At 40.2% G+C, this 18,718-nt stretch carries 14 protein-coding genes; 9 read left to right on the top strand and 5 right to left on the bottom strand.

The genetic code is table 11. The features are described from left to right. Positions 1 to 5 precede the first annotated feature (5 nt). A complete protein-coding gene (locus tag VB654_RS00820) occupies positions 6 to 266 on the bottom strand; it encodes a MoaD/ThiS family protein (protein WP_323211369.1) in 261 nt (86 codons plus the stop codon). Positions 267 to 693: 427 nt separating this feature from the next. On the opposite strand from VB654_RS00820, the gene VB654_RS00825 reads away from it, so the two are divergent. Further along, positions 694 to 6,081, top strand: a complete 5,388-nt coding sequence (locus tag VB654_RS00825) for an AAA family ATPase (RefSeq protein ID WP_323211370.1) — start codon at positions 694 to 696, stop codon at positions 6,079 to 6,081. A 54-nt stretch (positions 6,082 to 6,135) separates the two neighbouring features. On the opposite strand, the gene VB654_RS00830 is transcribed toward VB654_RS00825, so the two are convergent. The 4 genes from VB654_RS00830 to VB654_RS00845 all read right to left on the bottom strand — a co-directional run bounded on the left by VB654_RS00830 (position 6,136) and on the right by VB654_RS00845 (position 10,148). Next, positions 6,136 to 6,945 (bottom strand): ABC transporter ATP-binding protein, encoded by an 810-nt coding sequence (locus VB654_RS00830; protein ID WP_323211371.1) that lies wholly within the window; start codon positions 6,943 to 6,945, stop codon positions 6,136 to 6,138. Next, a complete protein-coding gene (locus VB654_RS00835) occupies positions 6,942 to 7,988 on the bottom strand; it encodes an iron ABC transporter permease (RefSeq protein WP_323211373.1) in 1,047 nt (348 codons plus the stop codon). Before VB654_RS00835 ends, VB654_RS00830 begins: the two co-directional genes overlap by 4 nt. Next, positions 7,985 to 9,016 carry an iron ABC transporter permease gene (locus VB654_RS00840; RefSeq protein WP_323211374.1) on the bottom strand — a complete coding sequence of 344 codons (1,032 nt, stop codon included), beginning with the start codon at positions 9,014 to 9,016 and terminating at the stop codon, positions 7,985 to 7,987. The genes VB654_RS00835 and VB654_RS00840 overlap by 4 nt, the downstream gene beginning before the upstream one ends. Before the next feature lie 490 nt (positions 9,017 to 9,506). Then, the gene (locus VB654_RS00845) at positions 9,507 to 10,148 is read right to left on the bottom strand and encodes a J domain-containing protein (protein WP_323211375.1); all 642 of its coding nucleotides are present in this window, start codon (positions 10,146 to 10,148) and stop codon (positions 9,507 to 9,509) included. Positions 10,149 to 10,459: 311 nt separating this feature from the next. Between VB654_RS00845 and psbP the strand changes: the two genes are divergently transcribed. From psbP to VB654_RS00885, 8 genes are all read left to right on the top strand, one after another. Beyond that, positions 10,460 to 11,005, top strand: a complete 546-nt coding sequence (psbP, locus tag VB654_RS00850; protein ID WP_323211376.1) for a photosystem II reaction center PsbP — start codon at positions 10,460 to 10,462, stop codon at positions 11,003 to 11,005. Between the two features lie 75 nt (positions 11,006 to 11,080). Then, complete coding sequence (locus VB654_RS00855; RefSeq protein ID WP_323211377.1) at positions 11,081 to 11,674, top strand: nucleoside triphosphate pyrophosphatase; 594 nt, start codon at positions 11,081 to 11,083, stop codon at positions 11,672 to 11,674. A 540-nt stretch (positions 11,675 to 12,214) separates the two neighbouring features. Continuing rightward, a complete protein-coding gene (locus tag VB654_RS00860; protein ID WP_323211379.1) occupies positions 12,215 to 12,460 on the top strand; it encodes a DUF433 domain-containing protein in 246 nt (81 codons plus the stop codon). Between the two features lie 185 nt (positions 12,461 to 12,645). Further along, complete coding sequence (locus tag VB654_RS00865) at positions 12,646 to 13,002, top strand: DUF5615 family PIN-like protein (protein ID WP_323211381.1); 357 nt, start codon at positions 12,646 to 12,648, stop codon at positions 13,000 to 13,002. 297 nt (positions 13,003 to 13,299) lie between these two features. Next, positions 13,300 to 14,037: a phycocyanobilin:ferredoxin oxidoreductase gene (locus VB654_RS00870; protein ID WP_323211383.1), complete on the top strand. Its 738-nt coding sequence runs from the start codon at positions 13,300 to 13,302 to the stop codon at positions 14,035 to 14,037. 858 nt (positions 14,038 to 14,895) lie between these two features. Beyond that, entirely contained in the window at positions 14,896 to 16,383 is a 1,488-nt protein-coding gene (locus tag VB654_RS00875; RefSeq protein ID WP_323211384.1) for an HlyD family efflux transporter periplasmic adaptor subunit, read from the top strand. Positions 16,384 to 16,527: 144 nt separating this feature from the next. Next, the gene (gene devC / locus VB654_RS00880) at positions 16,528 to 17,682 is read left to right on the top strand and encodes an ABC transporter permease DevC (RefSeq protein WP_323211385.1); all 1,155 of its coding nucleotides are present in this window, start codon (positions 16,528 to 16,530) and stop codon (positions 17,680 to 17,682) included. A gap of 156 nt (positions 17,683 to 17,838) precedes the next feature. Then, positions 17,839 to 18,552, top strand: coding sequence for a DevA family ABC transporter ATP-binding protein (locus VB654_RS00885; RefSeq protein ID WP_323211386.1), 714 nt, complete (start codon positions 17,839 to 17,841; stop codon positions 18,550 to 18,552). The last annotated feature ends 166 nt before the right edge of the window (positions 18,553 to 18,718 follow it).

Here is an 18,718-nt window from a genome sequence, read left to right on the forward strand (position 1 = left end):
AAACATTAACCCCCACTGACAGGGGGAATTAGCACAACTTCATCGCCATCTTGCAGTAGGCTATCTGGTTCAACAAATATTAAATTAATCCCAAAACGGGTAATATCACGCCATTGGTTGAGTTCTGGGTGTTCAGCAATCAGGCGATCGCACACTGCGCTTACCGTCGTACCATAAGGAAATTCCAGTATTAGTTCTGACACCCCATAGGCTTCTTGATAAGCAGCAAATAACTTGACATTTACTGTAATTGTAAACTGGGACATAAAAAATCATCAAAAGAGGCTATGCCTATCGCTCCCGAAGGGAATTGTCATGATCAGATTTTGATTGTTTTCAGAAGATGTTGATTAAGGTTCTTTAGTATCTATTATGCTAACTCTGCTTTAAAAAAGCCAGAATCCTGATCATACAAGGAACTCAAACTGATTATCCTCAATGTTTGGGAAAGATTTCTTTTTTATCCCTGTTCTCTGTTCCCTGTTCCTTGTGGCAGAATTTTAGTTTAATGTAACAAGTACGATAGAACCCTTATTAATAGAAATTTATAAAATCATAGACATAAACCTGAGCCATTACATGAGAACTACTCGGCTTCACATTAAGTTAAGCTAAAATTGTTAGATTACTAGTATTTTTGGGCATTTTAATCACAGTAATAATTTAACAGAGCAATTATTAGTCCTCCAGTATATGATACCTTCCACACCAAAATTCCCAGAAATTTCTGGTTACACCATCACCGAGCAACTCTATCTGGGTTCTCGAACATCTGTGTATCGAGCCATACATAATGACCAGCAATTAGCCGTGGTAATTAAGGTGCTACAACAAGAGTATCCCAGATTTGGGGAATTAATACATTTCCACAATCAGTATACGATCGCCAAAAATTTGCCCATTGCTGGCATTATTCAACCCCTAAGCCTAGAGTTATTTGGTCATGGCTATGTCCTAATCATGGCAGATTGGGGTGGTACATCCCTAGAAAAATATATCCAGCAACAGCCATTAGACATAACAGATATTTTGGAAATTGCCATCCAATTGGCAGACATCCTCCACGAACTACAACAACATCGAGTTATCCATAAAGACATTAAACCTGCCAACATCCTCATTCATCCAGAATCCAAGCAAGTTAAACTGATAGACTTTAGCATTGCCTCAGTGCTGCCCAAAGAAACCCAGGAAATCCAAAACCCCAACACCCTGGAAGGAACTTTGGCATATCTGGCCCCCGAACAAACGGGACGAATGAATCGCGGTATCGATTATCGCAGTGATTTTTATACCCTTGGTGTCACCCTGTATCAATTGCTAACAGATCGCTTACCCTTCTTTGCCGATGATCCCTTAGAATTGGTGCATTGTCACATCGCCAAAATTGCCATACCTGCCCATGAAATAAATACCGATGTGCCGGAAATGTTAGGGGCAATTGTCGCCAAGTTGATGGCAAAAAATGCCGAAGACCGCTATCAAAGTGCCTTGGGACTCAAACATGATTTAGGTGAATGTTACAGCCAGTGGAAACAAACAGGGTCAATTGGGGAATTTGGATTAGGACAGAGGGATTTATGCGATCGCTTTCTCATTCCCGAAAAGCTATATGGCAGGGAAACCGAAGTCAAAACCCTGCTAGATGCTTTTGAACGGGTTGCCCAAGGCACATCAGAAATGATGCTGGTGGCTGGGTTTTCGGGAATTGGCAAAACAGCCGCTATCAATGAAGTGCATAAGCCGATTGTCAAACAACGGGGTTATTTCATCAAAGGCAAATTTGACCAATTTAATCGTAACATTCCCTTTTCGGCCTTTGTGCAAGCCTTCCGGGACTTAATAGGGCAATTACTCAGTGAAAGCGATACCCAACTGCAACAGTGGAAAACTCAAATTTTAGCAGCACTGGGAGAAAATGCCCAAGTGATTGTAGAACTAATTCCCCAACTGGAACGGATTATTGGCGCACAACCCCCAACACCGGAATTATCAGGAAGTGCAGCCCAAAATCGGTTTAATTTATTATTTCAAAGGTTTATTCAAGTCTTTACTACTTCCGAACACCCGTTAGTGATGTTTGTGGATGATTTGCAATGGGCAGATTCAGCTTCGTTGAATTTGATTCAGGTGTTAATGTCTAAGTCGCAACCGGGCTGTTTATTACTATTAGGCGCGTATCGGGATAATGAGGTGTTTGCCGCCCACCCGTTGATATTGACCCTCAATGAGATGGAGAAAACTGGTGCAAAAATCCACACCATCACTCTACAACCCTTAAGTTTTAGCAGTCTCAATCACTTGATTGCTGATACCCTTCATGCTCCCACATCCTTGGTGCAACCACTGACAGAACTGACAATGCAGAAAACTCAGGGTAATCCCTTCTTTGCTACCCAGTTTTTGAGAGCATTATATCAAGACCAGTTAATCAGCTTTGACCTGGATGCAGGACATTGGCAGTGTGATATTGTGCAAGTGCAAGATGCGGCTTTGAGCGATGATGTGGTTGAGTTGATGGCGCAGCAATTGCAAAAGCTGCCAGAAGCAACCCAAGAGATTTTAAAACTAGCGGCTTGTATTGGCGCACAGTTTGATTTAAATACGCTGGCGATTGTTTCCCAGCAATCTCCAACAGAAGTAGCAACGACATTGTGGAAAGCGTTACAGGAAGGGTTAATTCTACCCCAAAGCGATTTGTACAAATTTTATTTGTCAGAAACGCAAGCAAAACAGCATACCCCACAGGAAACCCTCCATTATCGGTTTCTGCATGATCGCGTCCAACAAGCTGCTTATTCTTTGATTCCAGAACAGGAGAAATCTAAAACTCATCTCAGTATCGGACAATTACTAATACACAATTCCTCGGAAATGGAACAACAGGAGAAATTGTTTGATATTGTTGGGCAGTTGAATTTAGGACAATGCCTAATTAGTCAACCAAGCGATCGCCAAGAATTAGCTCAACTCAATTTACAAGCTGGAGTTAAGGCAAGAAATTCTACAGCCTATCCCGCAGCAAGGACTTATTTACAAACAGGACTTACTTTATTAGACAGTAACTGTTGGCAAAATCAATATGAATTAACTTTAAATCTGTATATCACATCTACTGAAGTCAGTTATTTGAATGGCGACTTTGAGGGTATGGAACAGCAAGCAGCATTAGTTTTACAGCAAGCGCAAACAGTTCTAGACCGCGTGAAAATTTATGAAATTCAAATTGCCGCCAACACTTTACAAAGTCATGTTTTAGAGGCGATCGCTGTGGGCAGAACAGCTTTATCCCTATTGGGAGTTGAACTACCCGAAGAAGCCAACGAAACAGAGATTACTACAGCACTACAAACCCTCAGTACCCAGTTGGAAAATATTCCAGTAGAAACATTAGTCGATTTACCAGTTACCAATGATAGTGTTACCCAAGCAGCAATGCGTATTATGGGCATCTTATTTCCACCCATGATTCAAGGTATGCCCAGTTTATTACCTTTGCTAAGTTCCAATATGGTCAGTCTATCTTTGCAATGGGGAAATACAGTATCATCAACCATCGGCTATGCCATACACGGATTAGTCATGTCTGCCTTTTTAGGAGATAAAGCTACAGGCTATGAATTTGGCAAGGTCGCTTTAAATTTACTAGAAAAATTTAATACCCCAGAAATTAAGCCCATCGTTATGTTCCTGTTTGGCAGCTTTATTCAACTCCATAAAGAGCCATTGCAGAACTCAATCCCAACCTTGAAAACAGCTTTTGATGTGGGGATGGAGACTGGTAATTTTATGTACGCTGGTTTTTCCTTAGCCATCCACAGCAATTCCCGATTTTTTAGTGGTGGAGAATTGAGTGATTTTGTTCAAGACATGGCTCACTATAGTCTGGCTTTAGCTCAGGTGAAACAATATGCGGCTCAAGCCTATATAGATTTAGGAAAACAAACAGCAGAAAATTTTATGGAGATAGTTAGTCAACCACATTGTTTAACCGGAAATTCTTACAATGAAATAGCGATGCTGCCTAAGCACCAGCAAGATCAAGATGGCACAGCGATCGCTGAAGTTTATATATATAAGTTATTACTGGCTTATTACTTTGGTAATTATCAAGATGCAATTAATTATGTGACTCAAGCACAGTCATACATAGCAGCTTTATCAGGCACATTTTTTGTGCCTATTTTTTATTTTTATGCAGCCCTGACTTATTTAAAATGCTTACTGAGTCAACCAGAACAGGAGCAAAGTGAAATTCTGGCAATTGCTCAAACCCATCAAACGAATCTGGCTCAATTTGCACATCAGGCACCCATGAATCACCAACATAAGGTGGATTTAATCGAGGCAGAAAAACAACGGGTGTGGGGAGAAAATTACGCAGCCGCAGATTTATATGATCGCGCCATTGCGGGAGCAAAAGCCAACGGATTTATTCAAGAAGAAGCCCTGGCTAACGAACTTGCTGCCAAATTTTATCTCAATTGGGACAAAGAGAAAGTCGCCGCAGGCTATATGCAAGAAGCTTACTATTTTTACAGTCGCTGGGGTGCTAAAGCCAAAGTTGTTGATTTAGAAATCCACTATCCCGAATTGCTGCGCCCCATCTTGGAACAAGGAACATCGGTTGATGTGTTAAGCACACTGGTAACTCTTGTCGCGCCTACGACATCAGTTGATAACAGCACCTATCACAGTTCCAATAGTAATAGCATTAACCAAGCTCTCGATTTTGCTGCTATCCTCAAAGCTTCTCAAGCCCTCTCCAGAAACATTCAATTGAATGAGCTACTCCACCAACTCACCCAAATTATTTTGCAAAACTCAGGAGGCGATCGCTGTGCCTTAATACTCCCCAACGAAACCGGAGAATGGCAAGTACGTGCCATCGCCTCACCTGATGATGTACAACTGATTGCTGAACCTCTCACCAATCATCCCAATGTCCCGGTCAAATTAATTCAGTATGTGAAAAATACTCAAGAAACGGTGGTGATTGACCAACTAAAAACTGACTTACCCGTAATTGATGAATACCTCAGACAAGGCCAACCCAAGAGTATTCTGTGTTTACCACTGCTGAATCAAGGTAATCTGATTGGTATTTTATACCTGAAAAACCGCCTCACCAGAGGTGTTTTTACCAGCGATCGCCTCCTGATTCTCAATTTCCTCTGTACCCAAGCCGCCATTTCCCTAGAAAATGCCCGCCTCTATCAACAAGCACAAACCTACAACCAACAGCTTGAACAATCCCAATTGCAGGTGATTCAAAGCGAAAAAATGGCATCTCTGGGAAATCTGCTCGCTGGGGTTGCCCATGAAATCAATAACCCCATCGGTTTCCTCAATGGCAGCATCAACAATTGCAAAGAATATGTGCAAGATTTACTGGGACATTTAGCTTTTTATCAACAGCACTATCCCAACCCAATTGAGCTAATTCAAGAAAATGTCGAAGATATCGATTTGGCATTTCTGCGGGAAGACTTACTGAAGTTACTCGATTCGATGAAAGGAGCAGCGAATCGCATGAAAAATATAAGTAATAGCCTCCGTATCTTCTGCCGTGCTGATACCGAACACAAAGTCAGAGCCAATCTCCATGACGGACTTCATAGCACGTTGTTAATTTTGAAATACCGCCTCAAAGCTAACGAACACCGTCCAGAGATTCAAGTCATACAATCCTTGGGAGATTTACCCATCATCGAATGCTTCCCTGGACAGTTAAACCAGGTATTTATGAATATCCTGGCCAATGCCATTGATATGTTTGAAGAAATGGCGCAAACTCAATCCTTCAAAGAACTGGAAGCCAATCCCCAAATAATTACTATTCGTACTGAAGTTAGATCAAACCAGGCATACATCCATATCCACGATAATGGCAAGGGGATGACACAAGAGCTACAAGGAAAAATATTTGACCATTTATTCACTACCAAAACTGTGGGGAAAGGTACGGGATTGGGATTAGCGATCGCCCGCCAAATTGTGGTAGAAAAACATGGTGGTAGCTTAAATGTATGGTCTGAACTAGGTCAAGGAACTGAGTTCACGGTACAAATTCCAATGTAACTTCCTGGCTGATTGTCATGTACTAACGGCCAGGACAGTTGTTATATCTATTCATCAACAGCGTATCCGACTAATGGGGATACACATTGGTGTCCCAGCAACGGGGTCTGTAACAATCTGAGAATCTAACCCAAATACTTCCTGCACAGTAGTTTTATTCATTACTTCTTCTGGCGTACCATAACCATAAATCTTACCCTGCTTTACCGCTACCAAATAATCTGCATAACGACAAGCTTGATTTAAATCATGCAGTACCATCACTAAAGTTCTGCTATGCTTTTGGTTTAATTCCCATAGCAAATCTAAAACTTCTATTTGATGGGCTAAATCTAAAAAAGTTGTTGGTTCATCTAACAGCAATATATCAGTATCCTGCGCTAGTGCCATTGCAATCCAAGCTCGTTGTCGCTGTCCACCAGAGAGAGTATCTAACTCACGTTCAGCGAACTCTTTCATTCTAGTGGTTTCTAAGGCCATGTCTACAAATCTTTCATCTTCTTTAGTCCATTGCTGCATCCAGTTTTGATAAGGAAATCGTCCACAAGCTACTAAGTCTCTAACTGTTAAACCTTCTGGTGCAACTGGCCCTTGAGAGAGAATTCCTAATTTTTTAGCAACATCTTTTGTTGATATTTTAAATAAATCAGCCGCATTTAAATAAACTGTACCTGCGTGGGGTTTTAGTAATCTTGCCAAACCCCGGAGAAGTGTAGATTTACCGCAACCATTAGCACCGACTAAGGCAGTAATTTTTCCTTGGGGAATGGTCAAATCTAAATTTTTGATAATGGTGACACCATCATAACCTAAAGTTAAGTTCTTTGCTGATAATTGATGAGAAAGCTGAGTATCTAATTTCATTTTTTCCGAGTTGTTATTAATAGATATATAAAGTAAGGAGCGCCAATTAAAGCGGTGACAATTCCACAAGGAAGTTCCACGGGTGCAAATACAATTCTGCCCAACAAATCAGCAATAACGACAATCATTGCTCCTAGTATTGCCGATGTGAGAAGTAACCCTTGATGATTACCACCCACTAACTGACGGGCAATGTGGGGAGCAATTAATCCCACAAAACCAATAGTTCCCGCAGTGGCGACTGCTGCACCAGAAAGTGCCGCACTAATGAATATTAAAGAACTGCGTTGCCACTCGACTCGACTACCTAAACCTGCTGCTAATTCATCCCCTAAAGCTAAAGCGTTTAATTGTGGGGCGTTGGCTAAAGCTAAAGGGATAAATACTATTAACCAAGGTAACAAAGCTGTTAGCTGTTCCCAAGTGCGGCCATAAACACTACCAGCTAGCCAAACTAAAGCTTGATTAACACTATTAATGTTACCAAATGTGACTAATAAGCTAGTAAAAGCACCAGTGATAGTAGAAATTCCCACACCAATTAAAATTAGGCGAATGGGGTGAGTACCACTATCCCAAGCCAGTAGATAAATAGCCACAGAAGCTGTTAAAGCCCCAATAAAGGCGGCTACAGGCAAAGTTCCTGCCGATAAATTGGGAAACAGCACAATCAAAGCCACCGTCGCTAAAGCAGCACCAGCATTAATCCCAATGATACCAGGGGCGGCTAAAGGATTTCTGGTGATGCCTTGCATAATTGTTCCAGAAGTTGCTAAAGCCATGCCCACAAGTCCGGCTGTTAAAGTTCGTGGTAATCTGAGGGTTTTGATCACAAAAGCATATTCGGGATTTCCTGTATCTATGCCCAAAACTGTTTGGATTACGGCTAGGGGTGGTGTGGGATATTCGCCGACGGAAGTGCTAATTATCATTGTTACCAAAGTGATAATTATTAAAATCAGTAGAACAATGGGAACACGTTTTTGCAGGCGGAAAGAAATCGGCAATGTTTTAGAGCGGAAAATTAAGCTATTATTCCTCATTTTTTGATTTTATTTTTGGCTAAATAAATGAAGAATGGTGCGCCCACAAAGGCTGTCATAATCCCTACGGGGATTTCTTGGGGTCGAATCACCAATCTGGCAAAGATATCGGAACTTAACAGGAAAATTGCGCCGAAAAGGGCGCTATAAGGTAAAATCCATCGGTAATCTACGCCAACGAAGAAGCGAACTATATGGGGAACAATTAAACCAATAAATCCAATTCCACCAGCAACGGCGACTGCACTACCTTGTAAAAGAAAGACACTAATGGCGGCGGCAATTTTTATCCAGAGGGTTTTTTGACCTAATCCTTGGGCGATATCTTCTCCCAGACTGAGAATTGTGATTTGTCTTCCCAGGAGGAATGCCAAGATTAAGCCAATACAAATGTACGGCAATACTTGAGCAATGATTTTGGCATCAGCACCTGCTAGGGAACCTGCTAACCAAAAGCGAATTTCTTCTAATGTGCGTTGACTGATGATTAAGATGGTGGTGATTAGTGAAGCAAGTAAGGCGCTAATAGCTGCACCAGAGATGGTGAGATTGAGAGGTGTGATGCCACTATTACCAAGGGAAGCTAAGAAATAAACGCTGATAGCGGTAATTCCAGCACCTGCGAAGGCATACCAAATATAAACATTGGGTGCAGATGCACCAAAGATAAAGATAGCCATGACAACAGCGAAGGATGCACCGGCGTTAATTCCTAAAATACTGGGGTCGGCTAAGGGGTTGCGGGTTATACCTTGCATCATTGCACCAGATACGGCAATTGCTGCACCCACTATGATAGCGAGGAGCGATCGCGGTAATCTGACTGTACGAATAATTAAATGGTCTTTAGAACCATCAAAGTCAGTTAAGGCTGTATAAACCGTATCTAGGGAGATATCTGCTGCGCCCAGGGTAACGCTGAAAATCAGACATATTACGAGAATTAGTAATCCTATAGCTAAACCTGCAACTGGTAAAGTTAGGGACTGTAAAAATCCTCTGTTTAGAGAGGAAGTTGATTTACTCATTACCTATTTGGTATTCTTCTCAATAGAGTTTAAAATGGTTGATAATTTATATCAAGTATATATAGAATTAAATAGCATAAATTCTTATCTATTTAAATAGATAAGTGGAATTAATCCGTTAAAAGCCGAGATTTAAATTGACTTCAATGCCACCGCCAAGGTAGTTAAAAAATTGTTAATTGCTTGCAGTCTGGGGAATTTAATTCGGGTTTGCTGTTCGCGTAGCGTGCTGTTAGGCATAAAATTTTTGTCGTGGAGGCAGGGAACAGTTATTTGTCATTCCCAAAGTTTCTGATTTATTCAACCCAAAATTCACACTTTTTGAAGTTCACGGCGAAGCCTTGCACCTACCTGCGGGTTGATCAGCCTCAAACCTTTGATTTATCTGGGTTTTCTATTTATTCAGCAAGCTCTAATTCTTACTCCCAAATGCTATATTTCTTTCCAGGTAAGCATTTGAGAGATGTTTTCAGACAAATATGAGCCTTTGTTAATCAAGCTGCTCTAATTTTTGGAAGTCTCGCTGCACTTCTATTGACAGAGCTTTATTATTAGGGTCTGTTTTCAGGGCTTTTTTGAGATATATTCTAGCTTTTAACAGCTGATTTTCTGTCAGTAACGCCCGTCCCCAGATTTGATAGGCGATCGCTTGCCATTGACGCACTTCTGTGTCTGTGGGTAAACGTGCGGCCAAAGCTTCCACCAAGGCGATCGCTTGGGGAAATCTTCTCTCTTTTAAAAACCGTTGCAATTGCTCATAAGTCTTCCACTTCAGTCGCTGTTCTATTTCCACCAAATTCGGCGGCTTTGCTGCTTTAGGTGGCTTGGGTTTTGGCGGTTTTTCGGCTGTGACTGTGCTTGTTGGTACTTTTTCTGAGCGTGTGGGCTGAGTAGCATCACGCCTAGAAGGAGAAGAATTAATTAACGGTTGAGCGATTTCCTCAGAAGGTACTACTGTTAAAAGGACTTTGTAAGCCTCTGTTAAAGCAATAAACTTATCTTTAGCTCTGATATCATTTGGGTTAATATCGGGATGATATTGCTGTGCCAACCGTCTGTAAGACGATTTGATGTCAGCAAAGGAGGCTCCAGACCTTAAGCCCAATAAACGGTAGCAATCTCCAAGATCCATCTTGATCTATCTAGCTATCAGCTTTTAGCTTTAAATTATTAATTATATCGGAATATCGGATTGCCGACGCTGGGAAGCACCGAAGAAAACCCCAAAACGATTTTATGTCTGTTTAGTCTAGATATATCGGGTTTTGGCTAATTTTTCCCAATGGTGAGCCACAGTAGTTTCTGAGTTTTCCGGATGAATTTGTGGATCTGTAACCATTTTCTGCGGCGGTGAGTCATGCGAAACGACCCGGTTGATGGGACAATGAAAACGAGAAATCAAGCTTGTCTGATTTCGTTTCCAGCCCAAAGGAATCTTGAGAAATGTGGAAAAAAATTGTATTTATTTTGCTATTGGTGTTGAGTATCAGCTTCAGTAATCCTGGTGTAGCTGCTGCGGCTGGATTCAACAGCTTTGTAGACTCTTATGATGGCTATGAGTTTTTATACCCTAATGGCTGGGTACAAGTTAAAGTTGCCAATGGCCCGGATGTGGTGTTTCATGATTTGATTGAAATATCGGAAAATGTCTCTGTAGTCATTAGTCCTGTACCTGATAACAAAAGTTTGACAGAATTGGGAACACCCACAGAAGTAGGATACAAATTAGCAAAAGCGGCTCTTGCGCCTCCTGATTCTGGTCGTTCTGCGGAGTTAGTTAACGCTTTTGAACGAGAATCTAAGGGAAAAACATATTACATCTTAGAGTATGAAGTGAAATTGCCTAATCGGGAAGACCGACACAATGTCACTAGTGTTGCTGTCAGCCGTGGCAAGTTGTATACTTTCAACGCTTCAATTCCCGAAAGACGTTGGTCGAGAATTCAAAACTTGATGGACAATGTTGTAAGTTCTTTCTCGGTGTATTAATAAGAAACGGGGAATCAAGGGAAATTTCTAGATTCTTCCCTGATGCCTAATTGAAAATTGCCATTTTTAGCAGAAATGAAAACACCTCAATTTGTACTTGCTTCAGCTTCCCCGGCGCGCCACCGCTTGTTGCAAACTGTTGGGATTACGCCGATAGTTCAGCCTAGTGATTTTGACGAGTCGCAAATTCAACTCAATGAACCTGCACAGTTAGTACAAATTTTGGCACAACGCAAGGCTGAAACTGTAGTTCCCCAGTTTGAATCAGCTTTGATTATGGGTTGTGATTCGGTGTTGGCGGTGAATGGCGAGATTTACGGTAAGCCAGCCGATGCTACCGAAGCGATCGCTCGTTGGCAATTAATGCAAGGTAAGTTTGGTGACTTGTATACTGGTCATGTGTTGATTGACCTTAGCCAAAACCGTACTTTAGTTAAGTGTCAGGTAACAAGAGTATATTTTGCCAAAATGAGCGATCGCACTATTCAAGCTTATGTTGCTACAGGCGAACCCCTCAAGTGTGCTGGTGCTTTCGCCCTTGAGGGTTTTGGTAGTTTATTTGTGGAGAAAATCGAAGGTTGTCACAGCAATGTCATTGGACTGAGTTTACCCCTGCTGCGTCAGATGTTAGAAGATTTGGAATATGATGTAACTGATTTCTGGCAATAGCGAATTTTGCATCAACCAGTAGATGTTGAAAAAGTAAGTTGAATTTTAACGTCGCAAATGCTTACACTGTATGGTTTTAAACCCTCTAAATCTAAAATTGAGGTTGACGCAAAGGCATGAAACTATTGCTATAGTTGTTTTTGAGGATATTTGCTCAAGTGTTAGTATTGACACCTTTGTGCCTGAAAGGTTATTGTTGTTTTGGATTGATGCAACTGCACCTTGAAAACTACATATTTATTTAAAGGTTTTGAAACCTGGGCTGTTAAAATCACCAATAATCCCTATTAGGGATTGAAACTCCATTCTTAATCTTGGGTGTCAAGGGTGAAATAAGTTAAAATCACCCATAATCCCTATCAGGGATTGAAACGAATATAGATATAATGTGAAGTTAAGGAAATAAGCGATCGCTAAAGAAGTATGCCAGCCAAAACCATTACAGGTATAGCTTGAGAATGAACCTGGATTGAGTTTAAGAGTGATAAGAAGAGAATTCCCTCTTCAAGTTTGAATTTTGACTTATCAAAGGTACTCAAAATGAGCGATAACAAATTGCTACAAAGGATTAAATTTGACAAAAATATTTTGGCTGGTAAACCAATTATTCGGGGATTAAGAATACCAGTAGCAATGATTTTAGAATTACTAGCTAAAGGTGCTAGTAATCAAGAAATTATGGAAGATTACCCGGAATTAGAACCAGAAGATATCCAAGCAGCGTTATTTTACGCTTATTATCTGGTTTCTCAAGAAGAGGTTGTAGACAGAGCAACTGCATCCTAAACCATATAATATATGAAAATCAAATTAATTTATTGATCTTTTTGTATTAGCTATTATTCTTGATCCCTAATAACTTATGCTGCGTTTTATGTATTTTTCTGACAAAAAAAATACCTGTAAAAAACATCATTAAAATTAAAGACATCACACATTCTGTGTTGCACCAGCTGCTTGAATTTGGATATATGAAATTTTTAATAGATGTCAATGCTAGTCGCACTTTGGGTAATTGGTTGCAAAAATTAGGTCATGATGTAGTTTTTGTAAGTGACACCAACCCCGAAATGATAGACGAGCATATTTTAGAATGGGCAGTTGCGGAAAAAAGAGTTATTGTCACTACAGATAATGATTTTGAACAGATGATTTGGCAGCAAAGAAAGCGTCATTGTGGAGTTTTACGTTTAGAAAATTTACCTCGTGAAGCTAGAAATGAGTTATTAATAGATACTTTAAACTTATATAGTGAAGATTTACTTAATGGCAGAATTGTAATTGCTATGAAAAATAAGTTTCGGATTCGTCAGGCTAATTTTGAATAGGTTGATTTGAGATTATTTCAAGTTTATTTACCCAAAAGGTTGGAGAGACGCGATAAATCGTCGTCTCTACAGAAAATATATCTGTCAATTATTTTTTGACAAAATACTACCCACCACTGACCTATTGCGGTCTTCTTTGCGCCTTTGCGCCTAACGTACTTCGTACTTCGCTAGAGCATCCGGCACGCTGCGCGAACGCTGATGCGCGAGAAAAAAATATTTTCTTATATTACCGCCAAAACAGAAGTGACACAGCAGCAGGTAGACTGACTACTAGATAGCATTTGCAAGAAAAAGATGTCAAACACTCCTACCACTTCGCTGAGAGAACAACAACATCCCTTAATTCATCAACTAGCTGATTGCATAGAAGCAGTTTGGCATAAACACTTAGAACTATCCCCTTACCACTTACCTGCTGAACTAGGGTATGTAGAAGGAAGACTAGAAGGCGAGAAACTGGTTATAGAAAATCGCTGCTATCAAACACCCCAATTCCGCAAAATGCACTTAGAACTAGCAAAAGTGGGAAATATGCTAGATATTTTGCATTGTGTAATGTTTCCTCGTCCAGAATATAACATACCCATGTTTGGTTGTGACTTAGTTGGAGGTAGAGGTCAAATTAGTGCCGCGATCGCAGACCTATCTCCTGTAGACTTAAATCGCACCTTACCAGAATCATATAACACCGAACTCAGCGCTCTCAAACAGATAACATTTTCCCAACCCCGTGATTTACCCGAATGGGGTCATATATTCTCAGAATTTTGTATCTTTGTGCGTCCTGGTTCCCCAGAAGAAGAGACAATGTTTCTGTCTCGTGTCAAACAAATGTTAGACATTCATTGTACCCAAGCGATCGCCTCCAGTCCAGTTTCCCCAGAAAAAGCCCTGCAAATTCTAGCTGGACAACGCAACTACTGTACCCAACAGCAACAAAACGACAAAACCCGGCGAGTATTAGAAAAAGCATTTGGTAAAGATTGGGCAGAAAATTACATGACCACAGTATTATTTGACCTCCCAGAATAAAAGTGCTTTCTTCCTAAATTAATACTGATTAATCCCCCATTATCCTCATCTCCTCCATCTGTAGGTTCTGTTACGTTTTCCCGTAACTGATGAATGTAGAATTGATTTATTCAATGAGAGTTTAATGGAGTTAGGCAACAACAGAAAAGTCTTGGAGTAAATATTCCCAGTATAAAGGACTGCAAAAAACTTACTAATTGGTTCACCAAAAAGTTAAGGAAATTGTAATGTTAGGAATACTCTCTTTGACATATATTTGTAGTAGGTCGTTGATTAATCCCATTTATAAATGATAGCTGGCATAAAATAGCCATAAATGTGCCTAATTAGCCTGAATAGGCAGGCTTAGTTTGTCAGTCCGTGGTATTGGTTATTGCCTATAAAGCACCAGCTATCGACATTTGACCGAGTGTTCACATCTAATTGGTATGACTATATACTCACTTTTGCCGCAGACAAATTTTTTGAGTCTGTTGATATAGCCTCTAAAAATTTCGCATTAGTGATCTAAGTTTGAGAAAACACGTGTGAGATTTTCCTCACAAATACCAGTCCGCGTGATTATATTTACTAAGTTTATACCAGGCTGCAATCAGAAAACCACTGTTGTTTGTTTTTGTTGTTATCAGCGTGCGAATTACTAAAAATTGCTTGAATCAAGCTAACACCAATTAAAAAAAAGAGTGCAATGGATACAAACCAAAAAACTGAAATAAAGTCTAATGCCTCTTAATTACTAATTGCAAATTACGAATTACTAATTACGAATTACGAATTACGAATTACGAATTACGAATTACGAATTACGAATTCACCTTTTTACTTTCATAAGCACAATTCAACAAACGGGCAACAACCATGTCAAGGGTGACTGAGAAGCAAGGCTCAAGAGAGCTGCTACTTGATCCGGAACAACCTAAGATTTGGTGGGGTATCGCTGTAGCCCTACCAATTGTAATCGCTGCGGGACTACTAACTACTGCCAAAGTTGAGCAGCTAAAAAAAATAGGCGTACCTGTACCCGTAAAACCACTGGCTAATAGCATTAGTTCTGTGGGGCGTTTGGAACCAAAAGGGGAAGTTTTGAGACTTTCAGCCCCCGCAGCTGGATTGCAATCTTCATCACGAATTCAGCAGCTTTTCGTGCGTGAAGGTGAGCGAGTGAGAAAAGGTCAAGTCGTGGCGATTTTAGATAACCATGATACCCAACTAGCTGCTCTAGAAGAAGCAAAAGCCAGACTACAAGAAGCACGGGCGAATTTAGCTCAAGTCAGAGTTGCTTCACCCAGAGATATAGAAGCACAAACCGCAGTCATTGCCCGTTTACAAGCCCAGTTAAACGGAGAAAGGGATGCTCAACAAGCGGCAATTGCGCGGATAGCTGCCCAGCTAAGTGGAGAAAAAGTTGCTCAACAAGCAGGTGTTGAACGCTTAGAGGCTGAACTCAGAGGACAACAAGAAAACTTAAGAGCAACAGTTGCTCGCATCCAAGCCGAACAGCGTGATGCTCAAGTTGATGCTGGACGGTATGATTTCTTATATCGAGAAGGTGCTATTTCCCAGCAAGAACGGGATAGCAGAAGACTCAGAGCGCAAACTGCTAATCAGCAAGTTAGAGAAACCCAAGCTAGTCTGCGAAAAGCGCAGGAGACTATACGGCAACAACTAGCCGAGGCTAGAGCTAATCAGGTAAAAACTATTGCCACTTTGCAACAACAACTTGTTGAAGCTAGAGTGACTCGTGATCAAACTATCAGGACTTTGGAAAGTCAAATTAACGAAGAACAAGCCAGATTGAGCCGAATTAAAGACTTCCGTCCGACTGATATCCAGAGGGGACAAGCTCAAGTTAGTAATGCGATCGCTAATGTAAAAAGAGCCGAAGCAGAACTAAAATTAAGCTACGTTCAAGCGCCAATTGCTGGCGAAATTTTAGCAGTTCACACCAAATCAGGAGAATCTATCAGTGCAAGTGGCATTGCTGAAATTGGCGAAACCAATCAAATGACTGTTGTTGCTGAAGTTCCTGAAGACGCTATTTCTCAAGTTCGCATAGGTCAAACCGCTACTGTCACGAGCGAAAATGGAGCATTTGCCGGGGAATTAACAGGAACCGTCACTGAAATTGGCAGAAAAATTGGCAAGAAAGATGTCTTAAGTACAGATCCCGTAGCAGATGTAGACGCTAGAGTTGTGGAAGTCAAAATTACCTTAACTCCAGAAGATAGTCAGAAAGTTTCTGGTTTTACAAATGCTAAGGTACTTGCCCAAATTAATAAAGAATTAAATTCTAATTCTAATTCTAATTCTAATTCTAATTCTGAGTCTAATTCTGATTCTGATTGAGCCTTAATTCCAATTCCAGACAAGAATTTGACAAAAAAGAAATTTTAGATTTTGGATGAAATATTCCCATCCAAAATTTAAAGTTAAATCGCTTTCTTAAGTACGAATTACGAACTACGAACTACGAACTACGAATTACGCATAATGGCTCGTAAAATACCCCTGTCTTGGCTACAACTGACGAGAGACAAAAGTCGCCTAGCCGTGGCTTTGGCAGGAATTGCCTTTGCCGATATTCTCATGTTTATGCAAATTGGTTTTCGGGATGCCCTCTATTATAGTAACGTGCGGTTACATGGTAGCTTAAAAGGTGACATCGTTTTAATTAATAAACAATCTAATGCTTTACTAGCAATGCAAACCTTTTCTCAAAGAAGGTTGTATAAAGCTCTAGAATTAGAAGCAGTAGAGTCGGTACATCCAATCTATTTAGATTATACCACCTGGAGAAACCCCGTCACGGGTCGTCCTCGAAGCATTCTGATATTTGGTATGAATCCAGAAACTAATATATTTGATTTGCCAGGGGTTCAGGAAAATTTGGATAAATTAAAACTACCTGATGTGGTTTTATTTGACAGTTCTTCTAGAGAAGAATATGGACCAATTGCGGCTGAGGTAAAAAAAGGAAATGCTGTAACAGCAGAGGTGCAAAGAAGACGAGTTAAAGTAGATGGACTGTTTACTTTAGGTGCATCTTTTGGCGCAGATGGTAATTTAATTACCAGTGACGTAAACTTTTTGAGGATATTTGCCAATCGTCAACGAGGATTAATTGATATTGGTCTAATAAGATTAAAACCAGGACAAAATGCTAATATTATCGCTCAACAATTGCGGAATTATTTACCTCAAGATATGAATGTTTTAACGAAACAAGAGTTTATTGATTTTGAGCGCAATTATTGGGCAAGCAGTACAGCTATTGGATTTATCTTCACTTTAGGGACAATTATGGGTTTTATTGTTGGGACTGTAATTGTTTATCAAATCCTTTATACTGAAGTTTCCGATCACTTGTCAGAGTATGCGACATTGAAGGCAATAGGTTACACACAAAAGTACCTATTAACCGTTATACTTCAAGAAGCATTGCTGTTAGCTTGCTTAGGATATATTCCAGGATGGATTGTAGCTATGTTTATGTACTCTAGTGCTAGAGATGCTACACTACTACCAGTATTCATGAGTTATGAACGGGCAGTAACTGTGTTAATTTTAACTATAGTTATGTGTTTTGTTTCTGGCGCGATCGCTGTACGTAAATTACGCTCTGCCGATCCAGCAGATATCTTTTAATAATTACGAATTACGAATTACGAATTACGAACTAAATCTAAATTATAAATGTTAATGAATAAATTTGATTTATAATTGGTAAGTGATACGTATTCATTATTTACAGGCAATATACTTCCGTCTCGGAAAGAATAACACCTAATTACCCACTTGAATATGAGACAAGAACCTGTAATTTCCATAAAAAATCTCAACCACTATTATGGTAAAGGCGCACTAAAAAAGCAGATTTTATTTGACATTAACCTAGAGGTTTATCCTGGGGAGATTGTCATTATGACAGGCCCTTCAGGTTCAGGTAAAACAACATTACTGAGCTTGATTGGTGGATTAAGGTCTGTGCAAGAAGGCAGTTTACAGTTTTTAGGTGTAGAAATGTTTGGTGCTAGTCAAAATAGACTAGTACAAATTCGGCGTAATATTGGTTATATTTTTCAAGCACACAATTTGTTGGGTTTTTTAAGCGCCACACAAAATGTGCAAATGGCGGTAGAACTGAATAATAATGTCACTGCCAATGAAGCCATTTCTAAGTCACAAGCCATGCTAGGGGCAGTTGGTTTACAGGATAAAGTGACTTTCTACCCAGATAGCCTTTCTGGTGGACAAAAACAAAGAATAGCGATCGCCCGCGCCCTAGTCAATAGTCCTCCATTAGTTTTAGCAGATGAACCTACGGCTGCTTTAGACAAACAATCAGGACGTGATGTAGTGGAAATTATGCAAGGTCTGGCTAAAGAACAAGGAACTTCCATCTTGCTAGTGACTCATGATAACCGCATTTTAGACATAGCAGATCGCATTGTCGAAATGGAAGATGGTCTTTTAACCCGTGATTCCCCAAGCGCAGTAACTGGTGAACAACCATAATTTTTATCTAACTCATATCATCTATAGCCTTAACCATATTCGGTGAAGACAATGCTGATCATGTTTATACTCAGCACTCAACACTCTTATCTAGCAGGATCAGGTCTTTTCACTTCTGAAAGTTTATCCTGTACACCCGCATTTGGTTGGCGACTTGTGCGAAAAG

The organism is Nodularia sp. UHCC 0506 (assembly GCF_034931045.1).
GTDB lineage: Bacteria > Cyanobacteriota > Cyanobacteriia > Cyanobacteriales > Nostocaceae > Nodularia.

Bases quoted from the DNA above. Each gene is read 5' to 3' on its own strand.
- VB654_RS00885 (WP_323211386.1), top strand. From the start codon at position 17,839: ATGAGACAAGAACCTGTAATTTCCATAAAAAATCTCAACCACTATTAT.
- VB654_RS00820 (WP_323211369.1), bottom strand. From the start codon at position 266: ATGTCCCAGTTTACAATTACAGTAAATGTCAAGTTATTTGCTGCTTAT.
- VB654_RS00845 (WP_323211375.1), bottom strand. From the start codon at position 10,148: ATGGATCTTGGAGATTGCTACCGTTTATTGGGCTTAAGGTCTGGAGCC.
- VB654_RS00875 (WP_323211384.1), top strand. From the start codon at position 14,896: ATGTCAAGGGTGACTGAGAAGCAAGGCTCAAGAGAGCTGCTACTTGAT.
- psbP (WP_323211376.1), top strand. From the start codon at position 10,460: ATGTGGAAAAAAATTGTATTTATTTTGCTATTGGTGTTGAGTATCAGC.
- VB654_RS00830 (WP_323211371.1), bottom strand. From the start codon at position 6,945: ATGAAATTAGATACTCAGCTTTCTCATCAATTATCAGCAAAGAACTTA.
- VB654_RS00840 (WP_323211374.1), bottom strand. From the start codon at position 9,016: ATGAGTAAATCAACTTCCTCTCTAAACAGAGGATTTTTACAGTCCCTA.
- VB654_RS00865 (WP_323211381.1), top strand. From the start codon at position 12,646: ATGAAATTTTTAATAGATGTCAATGCTAGTCGCACTTTGGGTAATTGG.
- VB654_RS00870 (WP_323211383.1), top strand. From the start codon at position 13,300: ATGTCAAACACTCCTACCACTTCGCTGAGAGAACAACAACATCCCTTA.
- VB654_RS00825 (WP_323211370.1), top strand. From the start codon at position 694: ATGATACCTTCCACACCAAAATTCCCAGAAATTTCTGGTTACACCATC.
- devC (WP_323211385.1), top strand. From the start codon at position 16,528: ATGGCTCGTAAAATACCCCTGTCTTGGCTACAACTGACGAGAGACAAA.
- VB654_RS00860 (WP_323211379.1), top strand. From the start codon at position 12,215: ATGAGCGATAACAAATTGCTACAAAGGATTAAATTTGACAAAAATATT.
- VB654_RS00835 (WP_323211373.1), bottom strand. From the start codon at position 7,988: ATGAGGAATAATAGCTTAATTTTCCGCTCTAAAACATTGCCGATTTCT.
- VB654_RS00855 (WP_323211377.1), top strand. From the start codon at position 11,081: ATGAAAACACCTCAATTTGTACTTGCTTCAGCTTCCCCGGCGCGCCAC.